This is a genomic window from Kitasatospora saccharophila (assembly GCF_039529925.1).
GTDB classification, from domain to species: domain Bacteria; phylum Actinomycetota; class Actinomycetes; order Streptomycetales; family Streptomycetaceae; genus Kitasatospora; species Kitasatospora saccharophila.
This window is the reverse complement of the sequence record NZ_BAAANS010000013.1, coordinates 143,491-161,634: the sequence shown is the minus strand read 5'-3', so window position 1 is coordinate 161,634 and position 18,144 is coordinate 143,491. Positions and strand designations below refer to the sequence as shown.

20 protein-coding genes and 4 tRNA genes are annotated in these 18,144 nt (G+C 71.4%); 21 read left to right on the top strand and 3 right to left on the bottom strand.

The window, feature by feature from the left end; translation table 11 throughout:
• The first annotated feature begins 642 nt into the window (after nt 1–642).
• On the top strand, nt 643–1,404 hold the full coding sequence (locus tag ABD345_RS12595; protein ID WP_344552061.1) for a DUF4231 domain-containing protein: 762 nt from the start codon (nt 643–645) through the stop codon (nt 1,402–1,404).
• A gap of 56 nt (nt 1,405–1,460) precedes the next feature.
• Nucleotides 1,461–1,571: transfer RNA gene (locus ABD345_RS12590), tRNA-Tyr, on the top strand.
• A gap of 123 nt (nt 1,572–1,694) precedes the next feature.
• Here ABD345_RS12590 and ABD345_RS12585 read toward each other — a convergent pair.
• Nucleotides 1,695–2,945: an amidohydrolase family protein gene (locus ABD345_RS12585; RefSeq protein WP_344552060.1), complete on the bottom strand. Its 1,251-nt coding sequence runs from the start codon at nt 2,943–2,945 to the stop codon at nt 1,695–1,697.
• A 342-nt stretch (nt 2,946–3,287) separates the two neighbouring features.
• On the opposite strand from ABD345_RS12585, the gene ABD345_RS12580 reads away from it, so the two are divergent.
• The 10 genes from ABD345_RS12580 to ABD345_RS12535 all read left to right on the top strand — a co-directional run bounded on the left by ABD345_RS12580 (nt 3,288) and on the right by ABD345_RS12535 (nt 8,944).
• Nucleotides 3,288–3,360: transfer RNA gene (locus ABD345_RS12580), tRNA-Thr, on the top strand.
• 42 nt (nt 3,361–3,402) lie between these two features.
• Nucleotides 3,403–3,475 (top strand) — tRNA-Met (locus ABD345_RS12575).
• A gap of 84 nt (nt 3,476–3,559) precedes the next feature.
• Entirely contained in the window at nt 3,560–3,724 is a 165-nt protein-coding gene (gene rpmG / locus ABD345_RS12570) for a 50S ribosomal protein L33 (RefSeq protein ID WP_006604855.1), read from the top strand.
• A 126-nt stretch (nt 3,725–3,850) separates the two neighbouring features.
• Entirely contained in the window at nt 3,851–4,312 is a 462-nt protein-coding gene (locus ABD345_RS12565; RefSeq protein ID WP_344552059.1) for an FAS1-like dehydratase domain-containing protein, read from the top strand.
• Nucleotides 4,309–4,737, top strand: coding sequence for a MaoC family dehydratase (locus ABD345_RS12560; protein WP_344552058.1), 429 nt, complete (start codon nt 4,309–4,311; stop codon nt 4,735–4,737). The genes ABD345_RS12565 and ABD345_RS12560 overlap by 4 nt, the downstream gene beginning before the upstream one ends.
• Before the next feature lie 115 nt (nt 4,738–4,852).
• Entirely contained in the window at nt 4,853–5,410 is a 558-nt protein-coding gene (locus ABD345_RS12555) for a TetR/AcrR family transcriptional regulator (protein WP_344552071.1), read from the top strand.
• A gap of 80 nt (nt 5,411–5,490) precedes the next feature.
• Nucleotides 5,491–6,942, top strand: a complete 1,452-nt coding sequence (locus ABD345_RS12550; RefSeq protein WP_344552057.1) for a DHA2 family efflux MFS transporter permease subunit — start codon at nt 5,491–5,493, stop codon at nt 6,940–6,942.
• 57 nt (nt 6,943–6,999) lie between these two features.
• Nucleotides 7,000–7,386 (top strand): antibiotic biosynthesis monooxygenase family protein, encoded by a 387-nt coding sequence (locus tag ABD345_RS12545; RefSeq protein WP_344552070.1) that lies wholly within the window; start codon nt 7,000–7,002, stop codon nt 7,384–7,386.
• Nucleotides 7,387–7,452: 66 nt separating this feature from the next.
• Nucleotides 7,453–8,490 carry a UDP-N-acetylmuramate dehydrogenase gene (locus ABD345_RS12540; protein ID WP_344552069.1) on the top strand — a complete coding sequence of 346 codons (1,038 nt, stop codon included), beginning with the start codon at nt 7,453–7,455 and terminating at the stop codon, nt 8,488–8,490.
• Between the two features lie 76 nt (nt 8,491–8,566).
• Nucleotides 8,567–8,944, top strand: a complete 378-nt coding sequence (locus tag ABD345_RS12535) for a hypothetical protein (RefSeq protein ID WP_344552056.1) — start codon at nt 8,567–8,569, stop codon at nt 8,942–8,944.
• Here the strand turns inward: ABD345_RS12535 and ABD345_RS12530 are convergent.
• Together ABD345_RS12530 and ABD345_RS12525 are read right to left on the bottom strand one after the other, a co-directional pair.
• On the bottom strand, nt 8,941–9,978 hold the full coding sequence (locus tag ABD345_RS12530) for an adenosine deaminase (RefSeq protein ID WP_344552055.1): 1,038 nt from the start codon (nt 9,976–9,978) through the stop codon (nt 8,941–8,943). The two genes, ABD345_RS12535 and ABD345_RS12530, sit on opposite strands and share 4 nt — an antisense overlap.
• 93 nt (nt 9,979–10,071) lie before the next feature.
• Nucleotides 10,072–11,310, bottom strand: a complete 1,239-nt coding sequence (locus tag ABD345_RS12525; RefSeq protein ID WP_344552054.1) for a pyridoxal phosphate-dependent aminotransferase — start codon at nt 11,308–11,310, stop codon at nt 10,072–10,074.
• 310 nt (nt 11,311–11,620) lie between these two features.
• Here ABD345_RS12525 and ABD345_RS12520 point away from each other — a divergent pair.
• The 9 genes from ABD345_RS12520 (at nt 11,621) to rplL (ending at nt 17,927) form a co-directional block, all read left to right on the top strand.
• Nucleotides 11,621–11,693: transfer RNA gene (locus ABD345_RS12520), tRNA-Trp, on the top strand.
• Between the two features lie 141 nt (nt 11,694–11,834).
• On the top strand, nt 11,835–12,200 hold the full coding sequence (secE, locus tag ABD345_RS12515; protein ID WP_380273587.1) for a preprotein translocase subunit SecE: 366 nt from the start codon (nt 11,835–11,837) through the stop codon (nt 12,198–12,200).
• 179 nt (nt 12,201–12,379) lie between these two features.
• Nucleotides 12,380–13,288 carry a transcription termination/antitermination protein NusG gene (nusG, locus tag ABD345_RS12510; protein ID WP_425556803.1) on the top strand — a complete coding sequence of 303 codons (909 nt, stop codon included), beginning with the start codon at nt 12,380–12,382 and terminating at the stop codon, nt 13,286–13,288.
• A 166-nt stretch (nt 13,289–13,454) separates the two neighbouring features.
• The gene (gene rplK / locus ABD345_RS12505) at nt 13,455–13,889 is read left to right on the top strand and encodes a 50S ribosomal protein L11 (protein WP_014136323.1); all 435 of its coding nucleotides are present in this window, start codon (nt 13,455–13,457) and stop codon (nt 13,887–13,889) included.
• Between the two features lie 78 nt (nt 13,890–13,967).
• Entirely contained in the window at nt 13,968–14,690 is a 723-nt protein-coding gene (rplA, locus tag ABD345_RS12500) for a 50S ribosomal protein L1 (RefSeq protein ID WP_344552053.1), read from the top strand.
• 162 nt (nt 14,691–14,852) lie between these two features.
• Entirely contained in the window at nt 14,853–15,695 is an 843-nt protein-coding gene (locus ABD345_RS12495) for an SCO4651 family lipoprotein (protein WP_344552052.1), read from the top strand.
• Nucleotides 15,696–15,806: 111 nt separating this feature from the next.
• On the top strand, nt 15,807–16,610 hold the full coding sequence (locus ABD345_RS12490; RefSeq protein ID WP_344552051.1) for an SCO4651 family lipoprotein: 804 nt from the start codon (nt 15,807–15,809) through the stop codon (nt 16,608–16,610).
• 295 nt (nt 16,611–16,905) lie between these two features.
• Nucleotides 16,906–17,460, top strand: coding sequence for a 50S ribosomal protein L10 (rplJ, locus tag ABD345_RS12485; protein WP_014136320.1), 555 nt, complete (start codon nt 16,906–16,908; stop codon nt 17,458–17,460).
• Nucleotides 17,461–17,540: 80 nt separating this feature from the next.
• Nucleotides 17,541–17,927 (top strand): 50S ribosomal protein L7/L12, encoded by a 387-nt coding sequence (gene rplL / locus ABD345_RS12480; protein ID WP_344552066.1) that lies wholly within the window; start codon nt 17,541–17,543, stop codon nt 17,925–17,927.
• The last annotated feature ends 217 nt before the right edge of the window (nt 17,928–18,144 follow it).

Below are 18,144 nucleotides of genomic sequence, written 5' to 3'. Positions count from 1 at the left end.
ACGCGTCAACGTCCTGTGGGCTCTCATCCGTGACGGACAGTGCTTCCAACGTGGACTCCCGGTCGCATCAGCGGCTTGACAACAGCATTAGGAGGTGGTGGAGGGGGTGCGTAAAACTCTTCTCTACGGGTTCAAGGGCGCTTCGCGCCCGGGGCGCGGCCCAACCGCTCGCCCCCGCCCTTGTCTTCGCCCGGGCGAGGCGGCGGCCGGCCGCGCACGGCGTCGGACGGTCGTAGGTGGTTGCGGCCCAATGCGCCGTCGTGGCTGGGGCGGGCGGCTCCACGGTTTTACCCACCTGCCAGGACCGGGCCCCGCACCGAGCAAGACCGGGGGGCCACTCGGCCAAATTGCGGTCAGGCCCAAAGAGCCCTGACCGAGTCGCAACAGCTTACGGCCCCCCGATCATGCTCGGACCCAGACCAGGCAGGACACCGGCCAAAACCGCTCCACCGCCCGTGAGCGCACAGTCAGGTGCGAACTCTGAGATCAGCGGACACTACTTCGAACGAGCGCTACCATTCATGGCAATTGACGATTCTGATGTTCCGCGATGGCAAGTGACCTGATGGGGGAGAGATGGCGCAGGGCAGAGATCAGACACTCGGCCCCGTTGAGCTGCAATTGGCCCAAAGTAGGGCGATCTTGGAGATCGAGCAGAAGCTTCGGGCTGCCACGAGAACTAGGCTTCGATGTCTCGCCATCAAGGCTATATTTCCATCGGCTGTGCTAATTCTCTTCCTTGTCAATATTGTATTCTGGGGGAAAATTAGTCTGTGGCGGATTGACGTGGCGGGCATTCCGATTTCTTTTGCTCTCTTCATTCTCAGGGCGGACCTTCCGGCGGAAGGTAATAAAATCTCACCCTGGGGTCAGAAGTACATTGCGGAGCAGAGGCTTGAGCTTGAGTTGGCACACGAGCGCCGTAGGCTGATGGCGGTCAAGCTCAACCTTGATCCCTTGTCCCGCAGGTACATCTACCGCGAGACGGTTCCTGTAGCTATCGACAGGTACCAGCGGAGCGGCGCGAGGTATAGGGCGGTCCACAATGGCTTCCAGAGCGTTATCATTGTGGGCTCGCTGGCGACATCAACGATCGCGGCGCTCGGAGACTCGGTCCCGAGGGGGCAGTTGCTTACTGTCGCGGCGAGCTTTGCTGTCGGCGTCTCGGCTGGATTTACTGGCTACTTCAAGTATCGTGAGCGCAGCTTCTATCTGCAGCAGACTTCTGATTCACTGGCGGAGGAGCTGAACTCCGTAAACTTGAAGATCGGGCGCTATCGGGCTATTGAATCCGAAGAAGAGGCGATTGCGGAATTTACCGAGAGGGCTGAAATTCTTCAAAATGAGCAGCGGAGGCGTCAGCAGCAGTTGGATCAGCCGGCGCAGGCTTCTCTTGGTGACTGACGAGGCGTGGTCCCCAGGGCGTGATCCGGACCGGTGGCGGACCAAGGTTGCGCCCCTGGGGCATAACCAGCGATAACCCGCAGATGACGGCAGGTAGGCGTCTTCACTGTGCGGCAGACTGTAAATCTGTCGCGCAAGCTACGCAGGTTCGAACCCTGCACCAGCCACTGGATAGTGAAGAAGCCCCCGGGCTGCGTAGACGCAGCCCGGGGGCTTCTTCGTCGTCCGGGCCCCTGGCGGTGCCGGCGCGTGCCGGACGGCGCGGCGCAGCCCGACCCGGCCCGGGCGGCTCAGTCCGGGTGGTTCTGGCGGGGGAGGGCCAGCGTGACGGTGTCGGCGAACTCGCGGACCGCGCTGGTGCGGGAGACGATCCGGCCGCAGTGCACCACCAGGCGGGACTGGCCGCCGGAGAGGGCGCCGGTCAGGCTGTCGCCGCGGACGGCGAGGAGTTCGGCGGGGAACCCGGCGTCGACCCGGACGGGGGCCAGGCCGAGGGCGGTGCGGGCCTGGGCGGAGACGGCGTCGTAGGCGGCCTCGGGGGAGAGCGCGCCGCTCGCGGCGAGCAGCCGGGCGGCGTCCAGCGGGTCGGCCCGGCCGACCGGGTTGGAGGCGTCGCGCAGGGCGCCGGTGCCGGCCGTGAGGGCGACCCGGGCGTGCGCGAACTCCCGGACCAGGGCAGGGCGCAGGCCGATCGGCCGGCCTTCGAGCCCGGTGCAGCCGCCGTTCTGCGGCAGGCAGACCACCCGGACGCCGGCGCTGGCCAGCACGCCGGCGCCGCCGGGCGGCAGCGCGCTGCACGGGCCGAGCGTGACCCGGGGCCGGTGCGGGGCCAACGCGGCCGCCACCCGGGAGAGTTGGGCCTGGTCGGCGGCGTTGGTGTGCAGGTCGACCGGGCAGTCGGCCTCGGCCGCGGCCTCCAGCAGGACGTGCACGTAGCCGACCGGGTCCGGGTCGAGGTCGGGGCAGCCGCCCGCCGCGTCCGCGCCGAGCTTGAGCGCGTCCCGCAGCAGGGCCCGCCCGTCCGCGCCGGCCCGGCCGGTGAGCAGCCGGGGCATCGCGACCGCCTGCAGTTCGGCCAGGCCGCGCAGCGACTGGCGGGCGGTGAGGACGGCCTCCAGTCGGGCCAGCCCGTGCACGTCGCCGATCCGGACGTGGGTGCGCTGGGCGGTGGCCCCGTAGCCGAGCGAGGTGAGCGCGGACTCGGTGGCCCGGCGGACCAGTTCGGCCGGGCCGTCCCCGGTGGGCTCGGGCAGCGCGGCGGAGAAGGCGGTGTCGTAGTGCCCGTGCGGTTCGGCGGGGGCGGGCAGCAGCAGGTAGCCGGACAGGTCGATCCGGGCGCCGGTGGTCACCGTCGGCTGTCCGGGCATCGCGGGCAGCGGCCCGAGGCTGCCGACGGTGCCGACCGCCTGGATCCGGTCCCCGCTGATCCGGACGTCCACCACCCGCCCGTCCAGCAGCCGGGCCCCGGTGAGCAGCAGCACCGGCCCGTGCCCGAGCGGGTTGGCGGGCGGCGGCTGGGCGCCCTCGCTGCGTTCGCTCATCGGTCCGCTCCTCCAGTCCCGTCGACCGTCCGGCGGCCCCGGAGCCGGTGCGGGGCGGCCGACCTGCGGCGCACCCGTTGAAGAGGCCGCCCGGGAGGCCGCGGAGACCGCTCGGGGGACCTCGGGAGATCACTGACGGTCGAGCCTAGGCCGACCTCGGGCGCGACGGTCGGATGCGGGCCGCCCTGACGTGTCGGGACGTGTCGGGTGCGTTCCGGTGGCGGCGGGGGTCGAACGGGTGTCGGGTGACGGCGCGTCAGTGCGGTGCCGCCGACCTGCGGAGATCCGGCGCGGATACGGATTTCACCTCTGGCCCGGAACCGTGTAATCTCTTCCTCGTTCGCCCCTATAGCTCAGTCGGTAGAGCGTCTCCATGGTAAGGAGAAGGTCTGCGGTTCGATTCCGCATGGGGGCTCTGGTGAAAGGCTCCTCGCTCCGGTGAGGTTCCGATCATCAAAGCGGTGTAGCTCAGTTGGTAGAGCAAGCGGCTCATAATCGCTGTGTCACCGGTTCAAGTCCGGTCACCGCTACCCCGCGTAGTCGATCGGGGGGGATTACTCCCGATCGGCTACTCTTGTCTGTGTTCTTATTCATTGTCCAAGGAAGGCACTCCCGTGGCTGCCACCGATGTCCGCCCGAAGATCACGCTGGCCTGCGTGGAGTGCAAGGAGCGGAACTACATCACCAAGAAGAACCGGCGTAACGACCCGGACCGTCTTGAGATGAAGAAGCACTGCCCGCGTTGCAACTCTCACACGGCGCACCGCGAAACCCGCTGACTTTGCCTCGGCTCCAGGCCGCACCCCACTCGGGGCGCGGCCTGGAGCCGTTTCTGCATACTGGACCACCGCCGGAGCATCGCCGGACCGCCGGCGGACGGCCGTACGCACCAGAGGAGTTGCCCCATGCCACTCGACCCCTCGTTCATCGGGCGGACCTACCCGCCCACCGAGCCGTACGAGGTGGGCCGGGAGAAGATCCGCGAGTTCGCCGCCGCGATCGGTGACGCGAACCCGGCGTACACCGACGCCGAGGCCGCCAAGTCGCTGGGCCACCCGGACGTCATCGCCCCGCCGACCTTCCCCTTCATGCTGAGCTTCCGGGCCGCCGCGCAGGTCGTCAACGACCCCGAGCTGGGCCTGGACTACAGCCGGGTGGTGCACGGCGACCAGAAGTTCGCCTACACCCGCCCGGTGCGGGCCGGCGACCGGCTCTCCGTCACGGTCTCGATCGACGCGATCAAGTCGCTGGCGGGCAACGACGTGCTGACCGTCCGCGGCGAGGTCGACGACGCCAGCGGCGAGCACGTGGTGACGTCGATCATGACGCTGGTGGCGCGCGCCGCCGACGAAGCCGGGGAGGAGTGACCGTGGCGGTCCGCTTTGACGAGGTCCAGGTCGGCACCGAGCTGCCGGCGCAGTCGTTCCCGGTCACCCGGGCGACGCTGGTGCAGTACGCCGGTGCCTCGGGGGACTTCAACCCGATCCACTGGAACGAGAAGTTCGCCCTGGAGGTCGGCCTCCCGGACGTGATCGCGCACGGCATGTTCACCATGGCCGAGGCCGCCCGGGTGGTGACCGACTGGGTCGGCGACCCGGCCGCGGTCGTCGAGTACGGCGTGCGGTTCACCAAGCCGGTCGTCGTCCCCAACGACGGGGTCGGCGCCACCGTCGAGGTCACCGGGAAGGTCGCCGCGCTGCTGGAGGACAACCGGGTCCGGGTCGACCTCACCGCCACCAGCGCGGGGCAGAAGGTCCTCGGCATGGCCCGGGCCGTCGTCCGCCTGGCCTGACGCGCTCCCGGCGGTGGGGGCCCCGGACGGCGGGGCCCCTGCCCGGGACCGCGGACCCGTGGGGGTTGCTAAGTTATTGGCCAATCACTAATCTTTGGGTGTGGCCAGGAGCAGCATGCGGATGTCCGCCGAGGAGCGGCGCGAGAGCGTCGTCCGGGCGGCCATGGTGGAGTTCGCCCGGGGCGGGTACCGGGGCACCTCCACCGAGGCGATCGCCCGCCGGGTGGGAGTCTCGCAGCCGTACCTGTTCCGGCTCTTCCCCAACAAGCAGGCGATCTTCGAGGCGGCGGCGGAACACTGCATCGAGGAGACCTGGCGGGCCTTCGACCGCGCGTCGGAGGGCCTGACGGGGGAGGCCGCGTGCGAGGCGATGGGCGAGGCGTACCTCGGCCTGATCGCCGACCGCGAGCAGGTCATGATGCAGATGCAGATCTACGTCTCGGTGTTCGCGGCGGAATCGGTCGGGGACAACGAGATCGGCGAGATCGCCCGGGCCGGCTGGTTCCGGCTGTTCGAGCGGATCCGCGACCGGCTCGGCGACCGGGTGTCGGCCACCGAGTTCATGGCGCACGGCATGCTGATCAACACCCTGGTGGCGCTGGGGTACCCGGCCGGCCACGAGCTCTGGGAGGGCTTCGCGGAGCTCAACCGGAGGCGGGACGGGGAGGGCTGAGGCGCTCCGCCGACAGCGGCGGGCGCCCTTTTTTCGGCCCACGAAAGTTATTGATCAATCACAACCTGGGGGAAGCAGAGATGAACAGGCAAGCCGTCTGGACCCTGGTGGTCGTCAGCGTGGCCAGCTTCATGGCCGGCCTCGACAACCTGGTGGTCACCACCGCACTGCCCGCGATCCGCGCCGACCTGGGCGGCGCCCTCGCCGACCTGGAGTGGACGGTCAGCGCGTACACCCTGACCTTCGCGGTCCTGCTGATGTTCGGCGCGGCCCTCGGCGACCGCTTCGGCCGCCGCCGGCTGTTCCTCGGCGGGCTCGTGGTCTTCACCCTCGGCTCGGCGTCCGCCGCGCTCGCCCCGAGCATGGGCACGCTGATCGCCGCCCGCGCCGTCCAGGGCGTCGGCGCGGCCGTGATGATGCCGCTCACGCTCACCCTGCTCACCGTCGCGGTCCCCGCCGCCAGGCGCGGCATGGCCTTCGGCATCTGGTCCGGGGTCAGCGGACTGGCCGTCGCCACCGGACCGCTGATCGGCGGCACCCTCACCGAGCACTTCTCCTGGCAGTGGATCTTCTGGGTGAACGTCCCGGTCGGCCTGCTCCTGCTGCCGCTCGCCCGCGCCGTGCTCGGCGAGAGCCGCGGCGAGAACCCCCGCCTCGACCTCCCCGGCACCGCGCTGGTCAGCGCCGGCCTGTTCGGCCTCGTCCTCGGCCTGGTCCGCGGCAACCCCGACGGCTGGACCGACCCGCTGGTGCTCACCGCGCTGACCGGCGGCGTCCTGCTGCTGGCCGCCTTCGTCGGGTACGAGGCCCGCTACGCGAAGCGGCCGATGCTGCCGATGCGGCTGTTCCGCAACCGGACGTTCAGCGCCGTCAACGCCGCCAGCCTGCTGATGTTCCTCGGCATGTTCGGCTCGATCTTCCTGATCAGCCAGTACTTCCAGGGCGTCAACGGCTACACCGCCGAACAGGCCGGCCTCCGGATGCTCCCGTGGACCGCCATGCCGCTGCTGATCGCCCCGCTCGCCGGCGTCTTCACCGACCGGATCGGCGGCCGCCCCATCGTCGTCACCGGCCTCGTCCTGCAGGCCCTCGGCCTGGTCGGGATGGCCCTGCTCGCCGAGAACTCCGCCGGGTACGGGGCACAGGTCCCGGTCCTGATGCTCTGCGGCGCCGGGATGGCCCTGTACTTCGCCCCCACCGCCAACCTGGTGATGGCCAGCGTCCGGCCCGCCGAACAGGGCATCGCCTCCGGCGCGAACAACGCCATGCGCGAGGTCGGCGGCGCGCTCGGGGTGGCCGTGCTCTCCGCGGTCTTCTCCGCGCAGGGCGGCTACGGCAGCGTCGACTCCTTCACCGACGGACTCGTCCCCGCCGTCCTGGTCGGCGCCCTCGCGATCGGGGCCGGCGCGGTCGCCGCCGCGCTCGTCCCGCGCCGGCGGGGCGTGCGGACGGCCGCGGCGGCCCGCCCGGAGTCCGCTCCCGCTCCCGACGCCGCCCCCGCCCCCGCCACCGTTCCGGCCGACCGGGCCTGAGCGCCGGTCGGCGACCCGCCGACGGACGAGGAACAAGAGGAGGAACCCGTGCTCGCGATGACGCTCCCGTGGAGCCCCGGCCCCGCCGCCCAGCAGCCCCCCGCCCGGCCCGTCGTGATGGCCGCCGAACTCAAGGTCCGCGGACTGCGGCACGTTCCCGGCTTCCTGCGGCAGTCCCTGAAGGTCCGCAGCCGGGCCCGCCGCGCCCCCGGCGCCCTCGGCGTCACCCTGCGGGCCGCGCCCCTGGACCGCACCTTCTGGGTGCTCTCCAGCTGGAGCGACCGCGAGGCGCTCGCCGCCTTCGTCCGCTCCGGGACGCACCGGCGGGCGATGACCGCCCTCCGCCCCGCCATGGAGCACTCCGCGTTCGCCAGCTGGGACGCGGAGAGCGCGGCGGAACCCGGCTGGGACGAGGCCCGGCGGCGCCTCGCGGCGAACCGGTAGGCGGGGCGGCCCCCGGTGGTGCGTGCCCGCCGTCCTCCCCGAGGCTTGCCTTACGCTGGGGCGGTGATCGAGGAGATGGACGCGCCGCTGGCCCCGTTGACGACGCTGCGGCTGGGCGGTCCGGCCCGCCGGCTGGTGACGGCGCAGACGGACGCCGAGGTGGTGGCCGCGGTGCGGGCGGCGGACGCGGCGGGGGAGCCGCTGCTGGTGATCGGCGGCGGGTCGAACCTGGTGATCGGCGACGCCGGCTTCCCGGGGACGGTGCTGCGGATCGCCACCGAGGGCTTCGAACTGGACGGGACGCGGCTGGAACTCGCGGCCGGCGAGGTCTGGTCGGACGCGGTGGCCCGCACGGTCGACGCCGGGCTGGCCGGGATCGAGTTCCTCGGCGGGATCCCCGGCTCGGCGGGCGCGACCCCGGTGCAGAACGTGGGGGCGTACGGCCAGGAGGTCGCGGAGAGCATCACCGAGGTGGTCGCCTACGACCGCCTGCTCGGCGAGAGCGTCACGCTGGCCAACGCCGACTGCGCCTTCTCCTACCGGCACAGCCGCTTCAAGGCGGACCCGGACCGGTACGTGGTGCTGCGGGTGCGGTTCCGGCTCGCGGACGAGGGCGGGCTGTCCTCGCCGGTGAAGTACGCCGAGGCCGCCCGGGCGATGGGCGTCGAGGCGGGGCAGCGGGTGAAGCTGGCCGACGCCCACGCCGAGGTGCTGCGGCTGCGCGCGGGCAAGGGCATGGTGCTGGACGCGGCCGACCACGACACCTGGTCGGCGGGCTCGTTCTTCACCAACCCGGTCCTGACGGACGATCAGTTCGCCGCGTTCAGCGCCAGGTTGGGCGAGCTGCGGGCGCCGAGCTACCCGGCGGGGGAGGGGCGCACCAAGACCTCCGCGGCCTGGCTGATCGACAACGCGGGCTTCCGCAAGGGCCACGGCAGCGGCCCGGCGACGCTCTCCACCAAGCACACCCTGGCCCTGACCAACCGCGGCTCGGCCACCACCGAGGACCTGCTCGCCCTGGCCCGCGAGGTGCGGGACGGGGTGCGCGCGGCGTTCGGGGTCGAGCTGGTGAACGAGCCGGTGATGGTGGGCGTCAGCCTCTGAACCCGCCGGGTACTCAGCCGCCGGCTGAGTACCCGCGCGCTGTCGGGCCGCGCCCCGGGTGCGGGACGCTCGGCCGGTGAGAGCCGAGACCGCGCACCGCGCACCCCTACTGCTGCCCCTGCTGACCGCCGTCCTGGCCTGGGCCGCCTGGCTGGGGTGGGACGGGGAGCGGGACGTCGCCCCGGACGGCACGGTGTCCGGCCCCTACCAGGTGTGGCAGGTGCTCGGCCTGGTGCTGACGGTCGGCGCGGCGGTGTGCTGGTCGGCGCACCGGGGCCGGCCGCTCGCCGCCGTCGCGGGCAGCACGGCGGGCCTGACCGGCGCCGCCGGGGTGGACTGGGCCGGGGACGGCGACGGGCTGTTCGTGGTCGGGGCGGCCCTGGTCGCGGTCGGCGCCCTGGTGGTGGGCGGGCTGCTCGCCGCGGCGACCGGCGCCCTCACCCGCCGGTCCTAGGAAGCCCGGGCCGGCTCCTCCACCAGCCAGGCGTCGACCTCGCCCAGGAGTTCCTTCACCACGTGCTCGGGGGCCCGGGAGGAGCGGATCGACTGGCGGGCGAGCTCGGCCAGCTCGGCGTCGGTGAAGCCGTGCGACTCGCGGGCCAGGGCGTACTGGTCGGCGAGCCGGGAGCCGAACAGCAGCGGGTCGTCGGCGCCGAGGGCGAGCGGGACGCCGGCCTCGAAGAGCGCGCGCAGCGGCACCTGCTCGGGGCTGTCGTAGACGCCGAGGGCGACGTTGGAGGCCGGGCAGACCTCGCAGGTGACCTGCCGGTCGGCGAGCCGCTGGAGCAGCCGCGGGTCCTCGGCGGCGCGCACGCCGTGGCCGATCCGGGTGGCGCCCAGGTCGTCCAGGCAGTCGCGGACGGAGTCGGGCCCGGCGAGCTCGCCGCCGTGCGGGGCGGCGATCAGGCCGCCGCCGCGGGCGATCGCGAAGGCCCGGTCGAAGTCCCGGGCCAGGCCGCGGCGCTCGTCGTTGGAGAGGCCGAAGCCGATCACCCCCCGGTCGGTGTACCGGACGGCGAGCCGGGCCAGCGTCCGGGCGTCCATCGGGGACTTCATCCGGTTCGCGGCGACCAGCACCCGGATGCCGACGCCGGTGGCCTCGGACGCCTCCCGGACGGCGTCCAGCACCAGCTCCAGGGTCGGGGTCAGGCCGCCGAGCAGCGGCGCGTACGAGGTCGGGTCGACCTGGATCTCCAGCCAGCGGGAGCCGTCGGCCCGCTCGTCCTCGGCGGTCTCCCGGACCAGCCGGCGGATGTCGGACTCGTCGCGCAGGCAGGAGCGGGCGGTGTCGTAGAGCCGCTGGAAGCGGAACCAACCGCGCTCGTCGGTGGCCCGGAGCTTGGGCGGGTGCTCGGAGCTGAGCGCCTCGGGCAGCCGGATCCCGTGCTTGTCGGCGAGTTCGAGCAGCGTCGCGGGGCGCATCGAACCGGTGAAGTGCAGGTGCAGATGGGCCTTCGGCAGGCTCCGGACATCACGCAGGCGATCCATTCACCGATCCTGCCGCAAAACCCCCCGAAACAGGAACCGCCCCCCGTACCTCGCCCGATCGGGTGAGTCGCGGGGGGCGGTGCTGACGGGAGGTCAGTCGCGGGCCTCGCCGAGCAGCTTCTGCATCCGGCTGACGCCCTCGACCAGGTCGGCGTCGCCGAGCGCGTAGGAGAGCCGCAGGTAGCCGGGGGTGCCGAACGCCTCGCCGGGGACGACCGCGACCTCGGCCTCGTCCAGGATCAGCGCGGCCAGCTCGGCGGAGGTCTGCGGGCGCTTGCCGCGGAGCTCCTTGCCCAGCAGGGCCTTGACCGACGGGTACACGTAGAACGCGCCCTCGGGCTCGGGGCAGAGCACGCCCTCGATCTCGTTGAGCATCGCCACGATGGTGCGGCGGCGGCGGTCGAACGCGGTCTTCATCTCGTCCACCGCGGAGAGGTCCCCGGCGACGGCGGCGATCGCCGCGCGCTGGGCCACGTTGGAGACGTTCGAGGTGGCGTGCGACTGCAGGTTGGAGGCGGCGGCCACGACGTCCTTCGGGCCGATCAGCCAGCCCACCCGCCAGCCGGTCATCGCGTAGGTCTTGGCCACGCCGTTGACCACGATGCACTTGTCGGCCAGCTCGGGCAGCAGGGCCGGCAGCGAGGTGAAGGTCGCGTCGCCGTAGACCAGGTGCTCGTAGATCTCGTCGGTGAGCACCCACAGGCCGTGCTCCAGCGCCCAGCGGCCGATCGCCTCGGCCTCGGCCTCGGTGTACACCGCGCCGGTCGGGTTGGACGGCGAGACGAACAGGACGACCTTGGTGCTCGCGGTGCGGGCGGCCTCCAGCTGCTCCACCGAGACCTTGTAACCGGTGGTCTCGTCCGAGACGACCTCGACGGGGGTGCCGCCGGCCAGCTTCACGGCCTCCGGGTAGGTGGTCCAGTACGGGGCCGGGATGATCACCTCGTCGCCCGGGTCGAGGATCGCGGCGAAGGCGTTGTAGATCGCCTGCTTGCCGCCGTTGGTCACCAGCACCTGCGAGGCGTCCACCTGGTAGCCGGAGTCGCGCAGCGTCTTGGCGGCGATCGCGGCCTTCAGCTCCGGCAGGCCGCCGGCCGGGGTGTAGCGGTGGTTCGCCGGGTCCTGGCAGGCGGCGACCGCGGCGTCCACGATGTAGCCGGGGGTCGGGAAGTCGGGCTCGCCGGCGCCGAAGCCGATCACCGGACGCCCGGCGGCCTTGAGGGCCTTGGCCTTGGCGTCGACGGCGAGGGTGGCGGACTCGGCGATGGCGCCGACCCGGGCGGAGACCCGGCGGGCGGCGGGGGAGACGTTCTCGGGGGTGGGTGCGCTCATGCCTTGAATGGTCCCAGACCGAACGGACCGCGGGCATCGCGGTTTCCCCCGGTGGGCACCGGCGTTCCAGCATCCGCGCCGCGGGTCCGGACGATCTCGGGCGGACGGCGATCGGAGCCGGAGGATCTCGGGCGCAGGACGCCGAAAGTCGCCGAATGTGGATCTCGGTGAATGGGGTTCGACCAATCGGCGAAGAACCCGTACACTCACTGCTCGATGGCTCCCGAAGTGCGGATCCTTCGGCCGGGTACACCACACGGCCGGGCGGATGCGGTAGGTTGGGGGCCACGCCGGAGCCGCGAGGCTCCGTAGGGCACTAGCTCAATTGGTAGAGCACCGGTCTCCAAAACCGGCGGTTGGGGGTTCGAGTCCCTCGTGCCCTGCAGCTCGATCCGTGCCAAGCCCGTTCGCTCCGCAGAGCGAGCGGGCTTGATGCGGAGAGGGCCCCACCCAGCACAGCTTTCGCCGGATCGCCCGTGCAGCAGGCACGGACCTCCGCAGGACCGGGATTCAGGTGAGGACGAGTGACGGAGACCACGGGCTCCACCGCAACGCCTGAGAGCGGCAACCCCGAGGGGGCCGAGGGCGCCGCGGACGAGACCACCAGCACCGAGGACGGCAAGCTGTCCCGGCGCGAGCGCCGTCGGGCCAACAAGGCCGCCGGCGAGGGTGGCAAGAAGTCCGGGAAGCGCGCCAAGAAGGGCGTCTTCGCCCGGGCCGCGATCTTCTACCGCCAGATCATCGCCGAGCTCCGCAAGGTGGTCTGGCCGACCCGCAGTCAGCTGATCCAGTACACCACCGTCGTGGTCACCTTCGTCATCGTGATGATGCTGGTGGTCGCCGGCCTCGACTGGGTCTTCGGGAAGGGCGCCTTCTGGATCTTCGGCTGACGCCGGATCCGGCCCCACCCCGCAGGGATCCCCGCAGGTCCCGCACCGAATACTCCACCCCGACCCGGGCCGAATCCTTCGGCCCGGGTCGAGCTGTCGGCGCGAGGGGCCACGGGCGACTACCGTTGAGTCGGTACTGTTGAGGTATCCGTTCCACAACCAGGAAAGAAGCAGCGACCGTGTCTGAGTCCCCCCTGTACGACGCCGACGAGACCGTCCGCGAGGCGGATGTCGCCGCCGAGCTGGACGCGGCCGAGGCTGCCGACGTTGAGTCTCTTGCCGAGGAGACCACGGGTGCGGCCGAGGCGGACGCCGAGGAGGACGAGGTCGAGGCCGCCGACGAGCTGGAGGCGGGCGAGCCCGCCGAGGCCGCCGCCGTGCACGAGGTGGACGGGGCGGAGGCGGAGGAGGAGTCCGCCGAGGACGCCGAGCCCGCCGAGGACGCTGCCGCCGAGGGCGACGAGGCCGCCGAGGAGGTCGAGAGCGACCCGGTCGCCGAGTTCCGCGAGCAGCTGCGCCGCGCCCCCGGCGAGTGGTACGTCATCCACACCTACGCCGGCTACGAGAACCGGGTGAAGCAGAACCTGGAGCAGCGCTCCGTCTCGCTGAACGTCGAGGACTACATCTTCGAGTCCCAGGTTCCGCAGGAGGAGGTCGTCCAGATCAAGAACGGCGACCGCAAGACCATCCGGCAGAACAAGCTCCCCGGCTACGTGCTGGTCCGGATGGACCTCACCCCGGAGTCCTGGGGCGTCGTGCGCAACACCCCCGGCGTCACCGGCTTCGTCGGCAACGCCTACGACCCGTACCCGCTGACCCTGGACGAGGTCGTCAAGATGCTCGCCCCCGACGTGGAGCGCGCCGCCGCCAAGGAGGCCGGCAAGGCCTCGCCGGTGCGCCCGGTCGAGGTGCAGGTGCTGGACTTCGAGGTCGGCGACTCGGTCACCGTCACCGACGGCCCGTTCGCGACCCTGCAGGCGACCATCAACGAGATCAACCCCGACTCGAAGAAGGTCAAGGGCCTGGTCGAGATCTTCGGCCGGGAGACCCCGGTCGAGCTCTCCTTCGACCAGATCCAGAAGAACTGACCCGAAGGTCCCCGGTGCCGGGGCGGGGCGAGAGCCTCCGCCCCGGCACCGTTTTGGTTCCGCGACGGGTCACCGGTTAGCCTGGTCCGATGTGTGTCCTGGCGGTCGGGTTTCGCCCCGGGGCCGGGCACATCAGCAATCACCTCTCGGAAGGACCCGGAGAGACATGCCTCCCAAGAAGAAGAAGATCACGGGGCTCATCAAGCTCCAGATCAACGCCGGTGCGGCCAACCCGGCTCCGCCGGTCGGCCCCGCGCTCGGCCAGCACGGCGTCAACATCATGGAGTTCTGCAAGGCGTACAACGCGGCCACCGAGTCGCAGCGCGGCATGATCGTGCCGGTGGAGATCACGGTCTACGACGACCGCTCCTTCACCTTCGTCACGAAGACCCCGCCGGCCGCTCGCCTCATCCTGAAGGCCGCGGGCATCGACAAGGGCTCCAAGGAGCCGCACAAGACCAAGGTCGCCAAGCTGACCTCGGCCCAGGTGCGCGAGATCGCCACCACCAAGATGCCCGACCTGAACGCCAACGACCTGGACGCGGCGGAGAAGATCATCGCCGGCACCGCCCGGTCGATGGGCATCACCGTCGAGGGCTGACCAGCCCCCGTACGTCCTTCCCGTGGTAGGGCCAGCGCGGCCCGTTCCCACGAACTCCATTAATCACCAGGAGCAGCAGTGAAGCGCAGCAAGGCCCTCAAGGCCGCGGACGCCCAGGTCGACCGCGCCCGGATCTACGCCCCCCTCGAGGCCGTCCGCCTCGCCAAGGCGACCTCCACCAGCAAGTTCGACGGCACCGTCGAGGTCGCCATGCGTCTGGGCGTCGACCCGCGCAAGGCCGACCAGATGGTCCGCAGCACCGTCATCCTCCCGCACGGCACCGGTAAGACCGCTCGGGTCCTGGTCTTCGCGAACGGTGAGCGTGCCGAGGCCGCGCGTGCCGCGGGCGCCGACATCGTCGGCTCCGACGAGCTGATCGACGAGGTCGCCAAGGGTCGTCTGGACTTCGACGCCGTCGTCGCCACCCCGGACCTGATGGGCAAGGTCGGCCGCCTGGGCCGCGTGCTCGGTCCCCGTGGCCTGATGCCGAACCCGAAGACCGGCACCGTGACCCCGGACGTCGCCAAGGCCGTCAACGAGATCAAGGGCGGCAAGATCGAGTTCCGCGTCGACAAGCACTCGAACCTGCACCTGATCATCGGCAAGACCTCGTTCTCCGACGAGCAGCTGGTCGAGAACTACGCCGCCGCGCTGGACGAGGTCCTCCGGGCCAAGCCGTCCGCCGCCAAGGGCCGCTACCTGAAGAAGGTCGCCTTCTCCACCACCATCGGCCCCGGCATCCAGGTGGACCCGAACCGCACCCGCAACCTCCTCGTCGAGGAGGACCCGGCGTCGGTCTGACCCCGAGTCAGTTCCCCGCGCGGTCAACGCTTCACCGGGCCCGCACCCCTTCCGGGGGTGCGGGCCCGGTGGCGTTCGGAAAGGGTTTGCGCGGTGCTCCGGCCGGTTCGGTAGAGTCCGCCCCGTAGTTGAGATGAGAATCCGATTAGAGGGGGACCTCCCGTGCGCGCACTGCGTACCCTCGCCGTGGCCTGCCTGGCCACCGGCGTCCTGACCGCCTGCAGCAGCTCCGGCTCGGACGGCTCGACCGAGGCCAAGGGCGGTTCCTCCGCCGCGGCCTCCTCCCCGGCGGCCGGTGCGGGCAAGGGCGGGGTGAAGCTCGCGCCCAAGGAGGCCCTGCTCGCCTCCGCCGTGGTGATGGACAAGGCCGGCAGCGCCAAGCTGGCCGTCAAGGGCGCCGGCGACGAGGGCACCGGCGAGTACGTCTGGAAGGACCCCGCGTCCTTCCTGCTGACCACCACGGAGGAGGGCAAGGAGGTCAAGATCCTCTTCGCCGGCGGCCAGATGTACGTCGGCGCCACCCCCGACATGGCCGCCGTGGCCCAGGGCAAGAAGTGGCTGCTGCTCGACTCGTCGGACAGCTCCGGCGAGGACGGCAACGAGGCGGCCTCCATCGCCGGGGCGATGCAGGTGATGAACCCGGCGGTCCAGCTGGCCGCCGCCGCGCCCACCGCCACCCTGGTCGGCACCGAGACCGTCGCGGGCCAGAGCGCCTCGCACTACCGCAGCGAGATCAAGGCGGAGGACCTGGTCGCCAAGATGAAGCTGGAGGGGGCCCTCAAGGCCCAGGTGCTGGCCGAGATCAAGAAGCAGAGCGCGACCGTCACCGCCGACCTGTGGGTCAACGACAAGAACGAGCTGGTCCAGCAGACCGTCATCGACCCCTCGACCGACGCGGGCAGCAAGCCCGAGACGGTCGTCTACAGCGCCCTGGGCACGGTCAAGGCCACCCCGGCCCCGACCGCCGCCGAGGTCTTCAAGCTCTCGGACCTGATGCAGCAGTAACGGGCTGACGGTCCGTCGGACCGCGGGTCCCCGGGGTCGGCTCCGGGAACCCGCGGTCCGCATGGCATCGTGAGGGGTCAGGACGGCGGCGAGGCGGCAGGAGGAGGACGGATGGGGGCACCGGCACGTTGGGCCGCCGGCTTCCTGGCGGCCGCGCTGCTCACCGGGGCGGCCACCGGCTGCGGCTCCCCGGGCGGCACCCCCGACGGCGGCGCCTCCTCCACCAGCGCCTCCCCGTCCACCGCCCAGCCCACCCCCACCGACCGCTCCCCGCACGGGGTGATGCTCTCCGCCCAGCTGGTGCTGCACGACGCCCGGCGGGCCGAGTACACGGCGGTGCTGGGCGGCGAGGGCGCCAAGGGCGAGCTGTTCTGGGCGCCCAAGACGGTGCTGAAGTACCAGGGCGAGGCGGACAGCCAGGTGCTGATGGTGCTGGACACCTCCGCCTACCTGGGCGGCGACCCGGAGAGCGCGGCCAGGCTCGGCGGCCCGCACTGGCAGAAGTTCTCCAACGGCCGGATCCCGTACGGCGACCTGATCGACCGGCTCAGCCCGGTGGTCGCGGTCGCCGCCGCGGCGGCCGCCCCGGACCCGCAGCTGGTCGGCGAGGAGAAGCTGCTCGACGGCACCGCCGAGCACTACCGGGTCACCGTGACCTCCGCCCAGTACGCCGCCGCGCAGAGCCAGCTCGACCCGACCCGGCGGCAGGCGCTGGAGGCCGCCCTGGGCACCGGGGACGTGGTGCTCGACCTCTGGCTCGACGACGGCGACCAGCTGGTCCGGCTGCGCCGGGCCGCCGCCGCGGTCGACACCGTCGACTACAGCGAGTTCGGCAGCTCCGCGCTCTCCGTCCAGGCCCCCGCCGAGGCCGACACCGCCCCCGGCACCGAGAGCAGCCCGCCGCCCTTCCCGTAGGGCGATTTGGTCAAACCCGACTTCCCCCGTTAGGCTGGCCGAGCCAAAGACCGCTGGTTGTCGCCGTGCCCCGAGAGGGAGGACGGTGGCCGAAGGGTCCGCACCCGTTGCGGACCGCCCGCGCAGGTTGTGGAGCAGAGTGGAGATCTCCGGGCCGTTCACGGTCCGTCGAGGTCATTGCGAGCCCCGGTGCCTGCGCACCGGGGCTTCTTCGCTTCCTGGGGTCCGAGGCGTTGGATGGTCGACTTCTCGAAGGTCGGCCCGACTTCGACATCACGGAAGGAGGCGTAAGCCTATGGCCAGGCCCGACAAGGCTGCCGACGTCGCCGAGATCACGGACAAGTTCCGTGCCTCCAGCGCCGCCGTTCTGACCGAGTACCGCGGTCTCACGGTGAAGCAGCTGAAGACGCTGCGTCGCTCGCTCGGCGGCAACGCCGATTACGCCGTGGTGAAGAACACGCTGACCAAGATCGCGGCCAACGAGGCCGGGATCTCCGAGCTCGACGACCTGTTCGCCGGTCCGACGGCTGTCGCCTTCGTCACCGGTGACCCGGTGGAGTCGGCGAAGGCTCTGCGTGACTTCGCCAAGGAGAACCCTGCTCTCATCATCAAGGGCGGTGTCCTTGACGGTAAGGCGCTGTCCGCCGATGAGATCAAGAAGCTCGCGGACCTCGAGTCCCGCGAGGTGCTGCTCGCCAAGCTGGCGGGCGCCCTGAAGGCCAAGCCCTCCCAGGCTGCCGCCGTGTTCCAGGCGCTCCCGTCCAAGCTCGTTCGCACCGTCGAGGCGCTGCGCGAGAAGGTCGAGCAGGGCGGTGCCGGTACTCCGGCTCCCGCCGAGGACGCGGAGTAACCACTCCCGTCCCAGCGGGCCCGTAAGCACGCCCGCCAACCCGTACATCCGGCACCTGCCGATTTAGTGGAAGGACGCCAATCATGGCGAAGCTCAGCACCGAGGACCTGCTCGAGCAGTTCGAGGGCATGACCCTGATCGAGCTCTCCGAGTTCGTCAAGGCCTTCGAGGAGAAGTTCGACGTCACCGCCGCCGCCCCGGTCGCCGTTGCCGCTGCCGGCGCCGGCCCGGCCGCCGCCGAGGCCGTCGAGGAGCAGGACGAGTTCGACGTCATCCTCGACGGTGCCGGCGACAAGAAGATCCAGGTCATCAAGGAGGTGCGCGCCCTCACCTCCCTCGGCCTGAAGGAGGCCAAGGACCTCGTCGACACCGCCGGTGCGAAGGTTCTGGAGAAGGTCGCCAAGGACGTCGCCGAGAAGGCGAAGGCCCAGCTCGAGGGCGCCGGCGCCAAGGTCACCGTCAAGTGACTCGTTCCTCTCGCTGAGAGGTTCTCTTCCGGCCGGGCCGGCCACCCTTCGGGGTGGCCGGCCCGGCCTGCTTGTGTTCCGTTCCGGGCCCCGTGGGCCGTTGCTCCTGATGGCTCAAGCGGGACTCGGCTCCTGTCGGGGCCCGGGGGTAGGGTGATCGCTGTCCGCCGGCCCCCGGGTGCAGGCAGCGTGTAACGCGGGGCGCGGTCCGGACGAT

Excerpts from the sequence above, each read along its gene's own strand:
- ABD345_RS12585 (WP_344552060.1), bottom strand. The coding sequence starts at position 2,945 with ATGAGCGAACGCAGCGAGGGCGCCCAGCCGCCGCCCGCCAACCCGCTC.
- ABD345_RS12565 (WP_344552059.1), top strand. The coding sequence starts at position 3,851 with ATGCCACTCGACCCCTCGTTCATCGGGCGGACCTACCCGCCCACCGAG.
- ABD345_RS12555 (WP_344552071.1), top strand. The coding sequence starts at position 4,853 with ATGCGGATGTCCGCCGAGGAGCGGCGCGAGAGCGTCGTCCGGGCGGCC.
- ABD345_RS12550 (WP_344552057.1), top strand. The coding sequence starts at position 5,491 with ATGAACAGGCAAGCCGTCTGGACCCTGGTGGTCGTCAGCGTGGCCAGC.
- ABD345_RS12545 (WP_344552070.1), top strand. The coding sequence starts at position 7,000 with ATGACGCTCCCGTGGAGCCCCGGCCCCGCCGCCCAGCAGCCCCCCGCC.
- ABD345_RS12530 (WP_344552055.1), bottom strand. The coding sequence starts at position 9,978 with ATGGATCGCCTGCGTGATGTCCGGAGCCTGCCGAAGGCCCATCTGCAC.
- ABD345_RS12525 (WP_344552054.1), bottom strand. The coding sequence starts at position 11,310 with ATGAGCGCACCCACCCCCGAGAACGTCTCCCCCGCCGCCCGCCGGGTC.
- rplK (WP_014136323.1), top strand. The coding sequence starts at position 13,455 with ATGCCTCCCAAGAAGAAGAAGATCACGGGGCTCATCAAGCTCCAGATC.
- ABD345_RS12490 (WP_344552051.1), top strand. The coding sequence starts at position 15,807 with ATGGGGGCACCGGCACGTTGGGCCGCCGGCTTCCTGGCGGCCGCGCTG.
- rplJ (WP_014136320.1), top strand. The coding sequence starts at position 16,906 with ATGGCCAGGCCCGACAAGGCTGCCGACGTCGCCGAGATCACGGACAAG.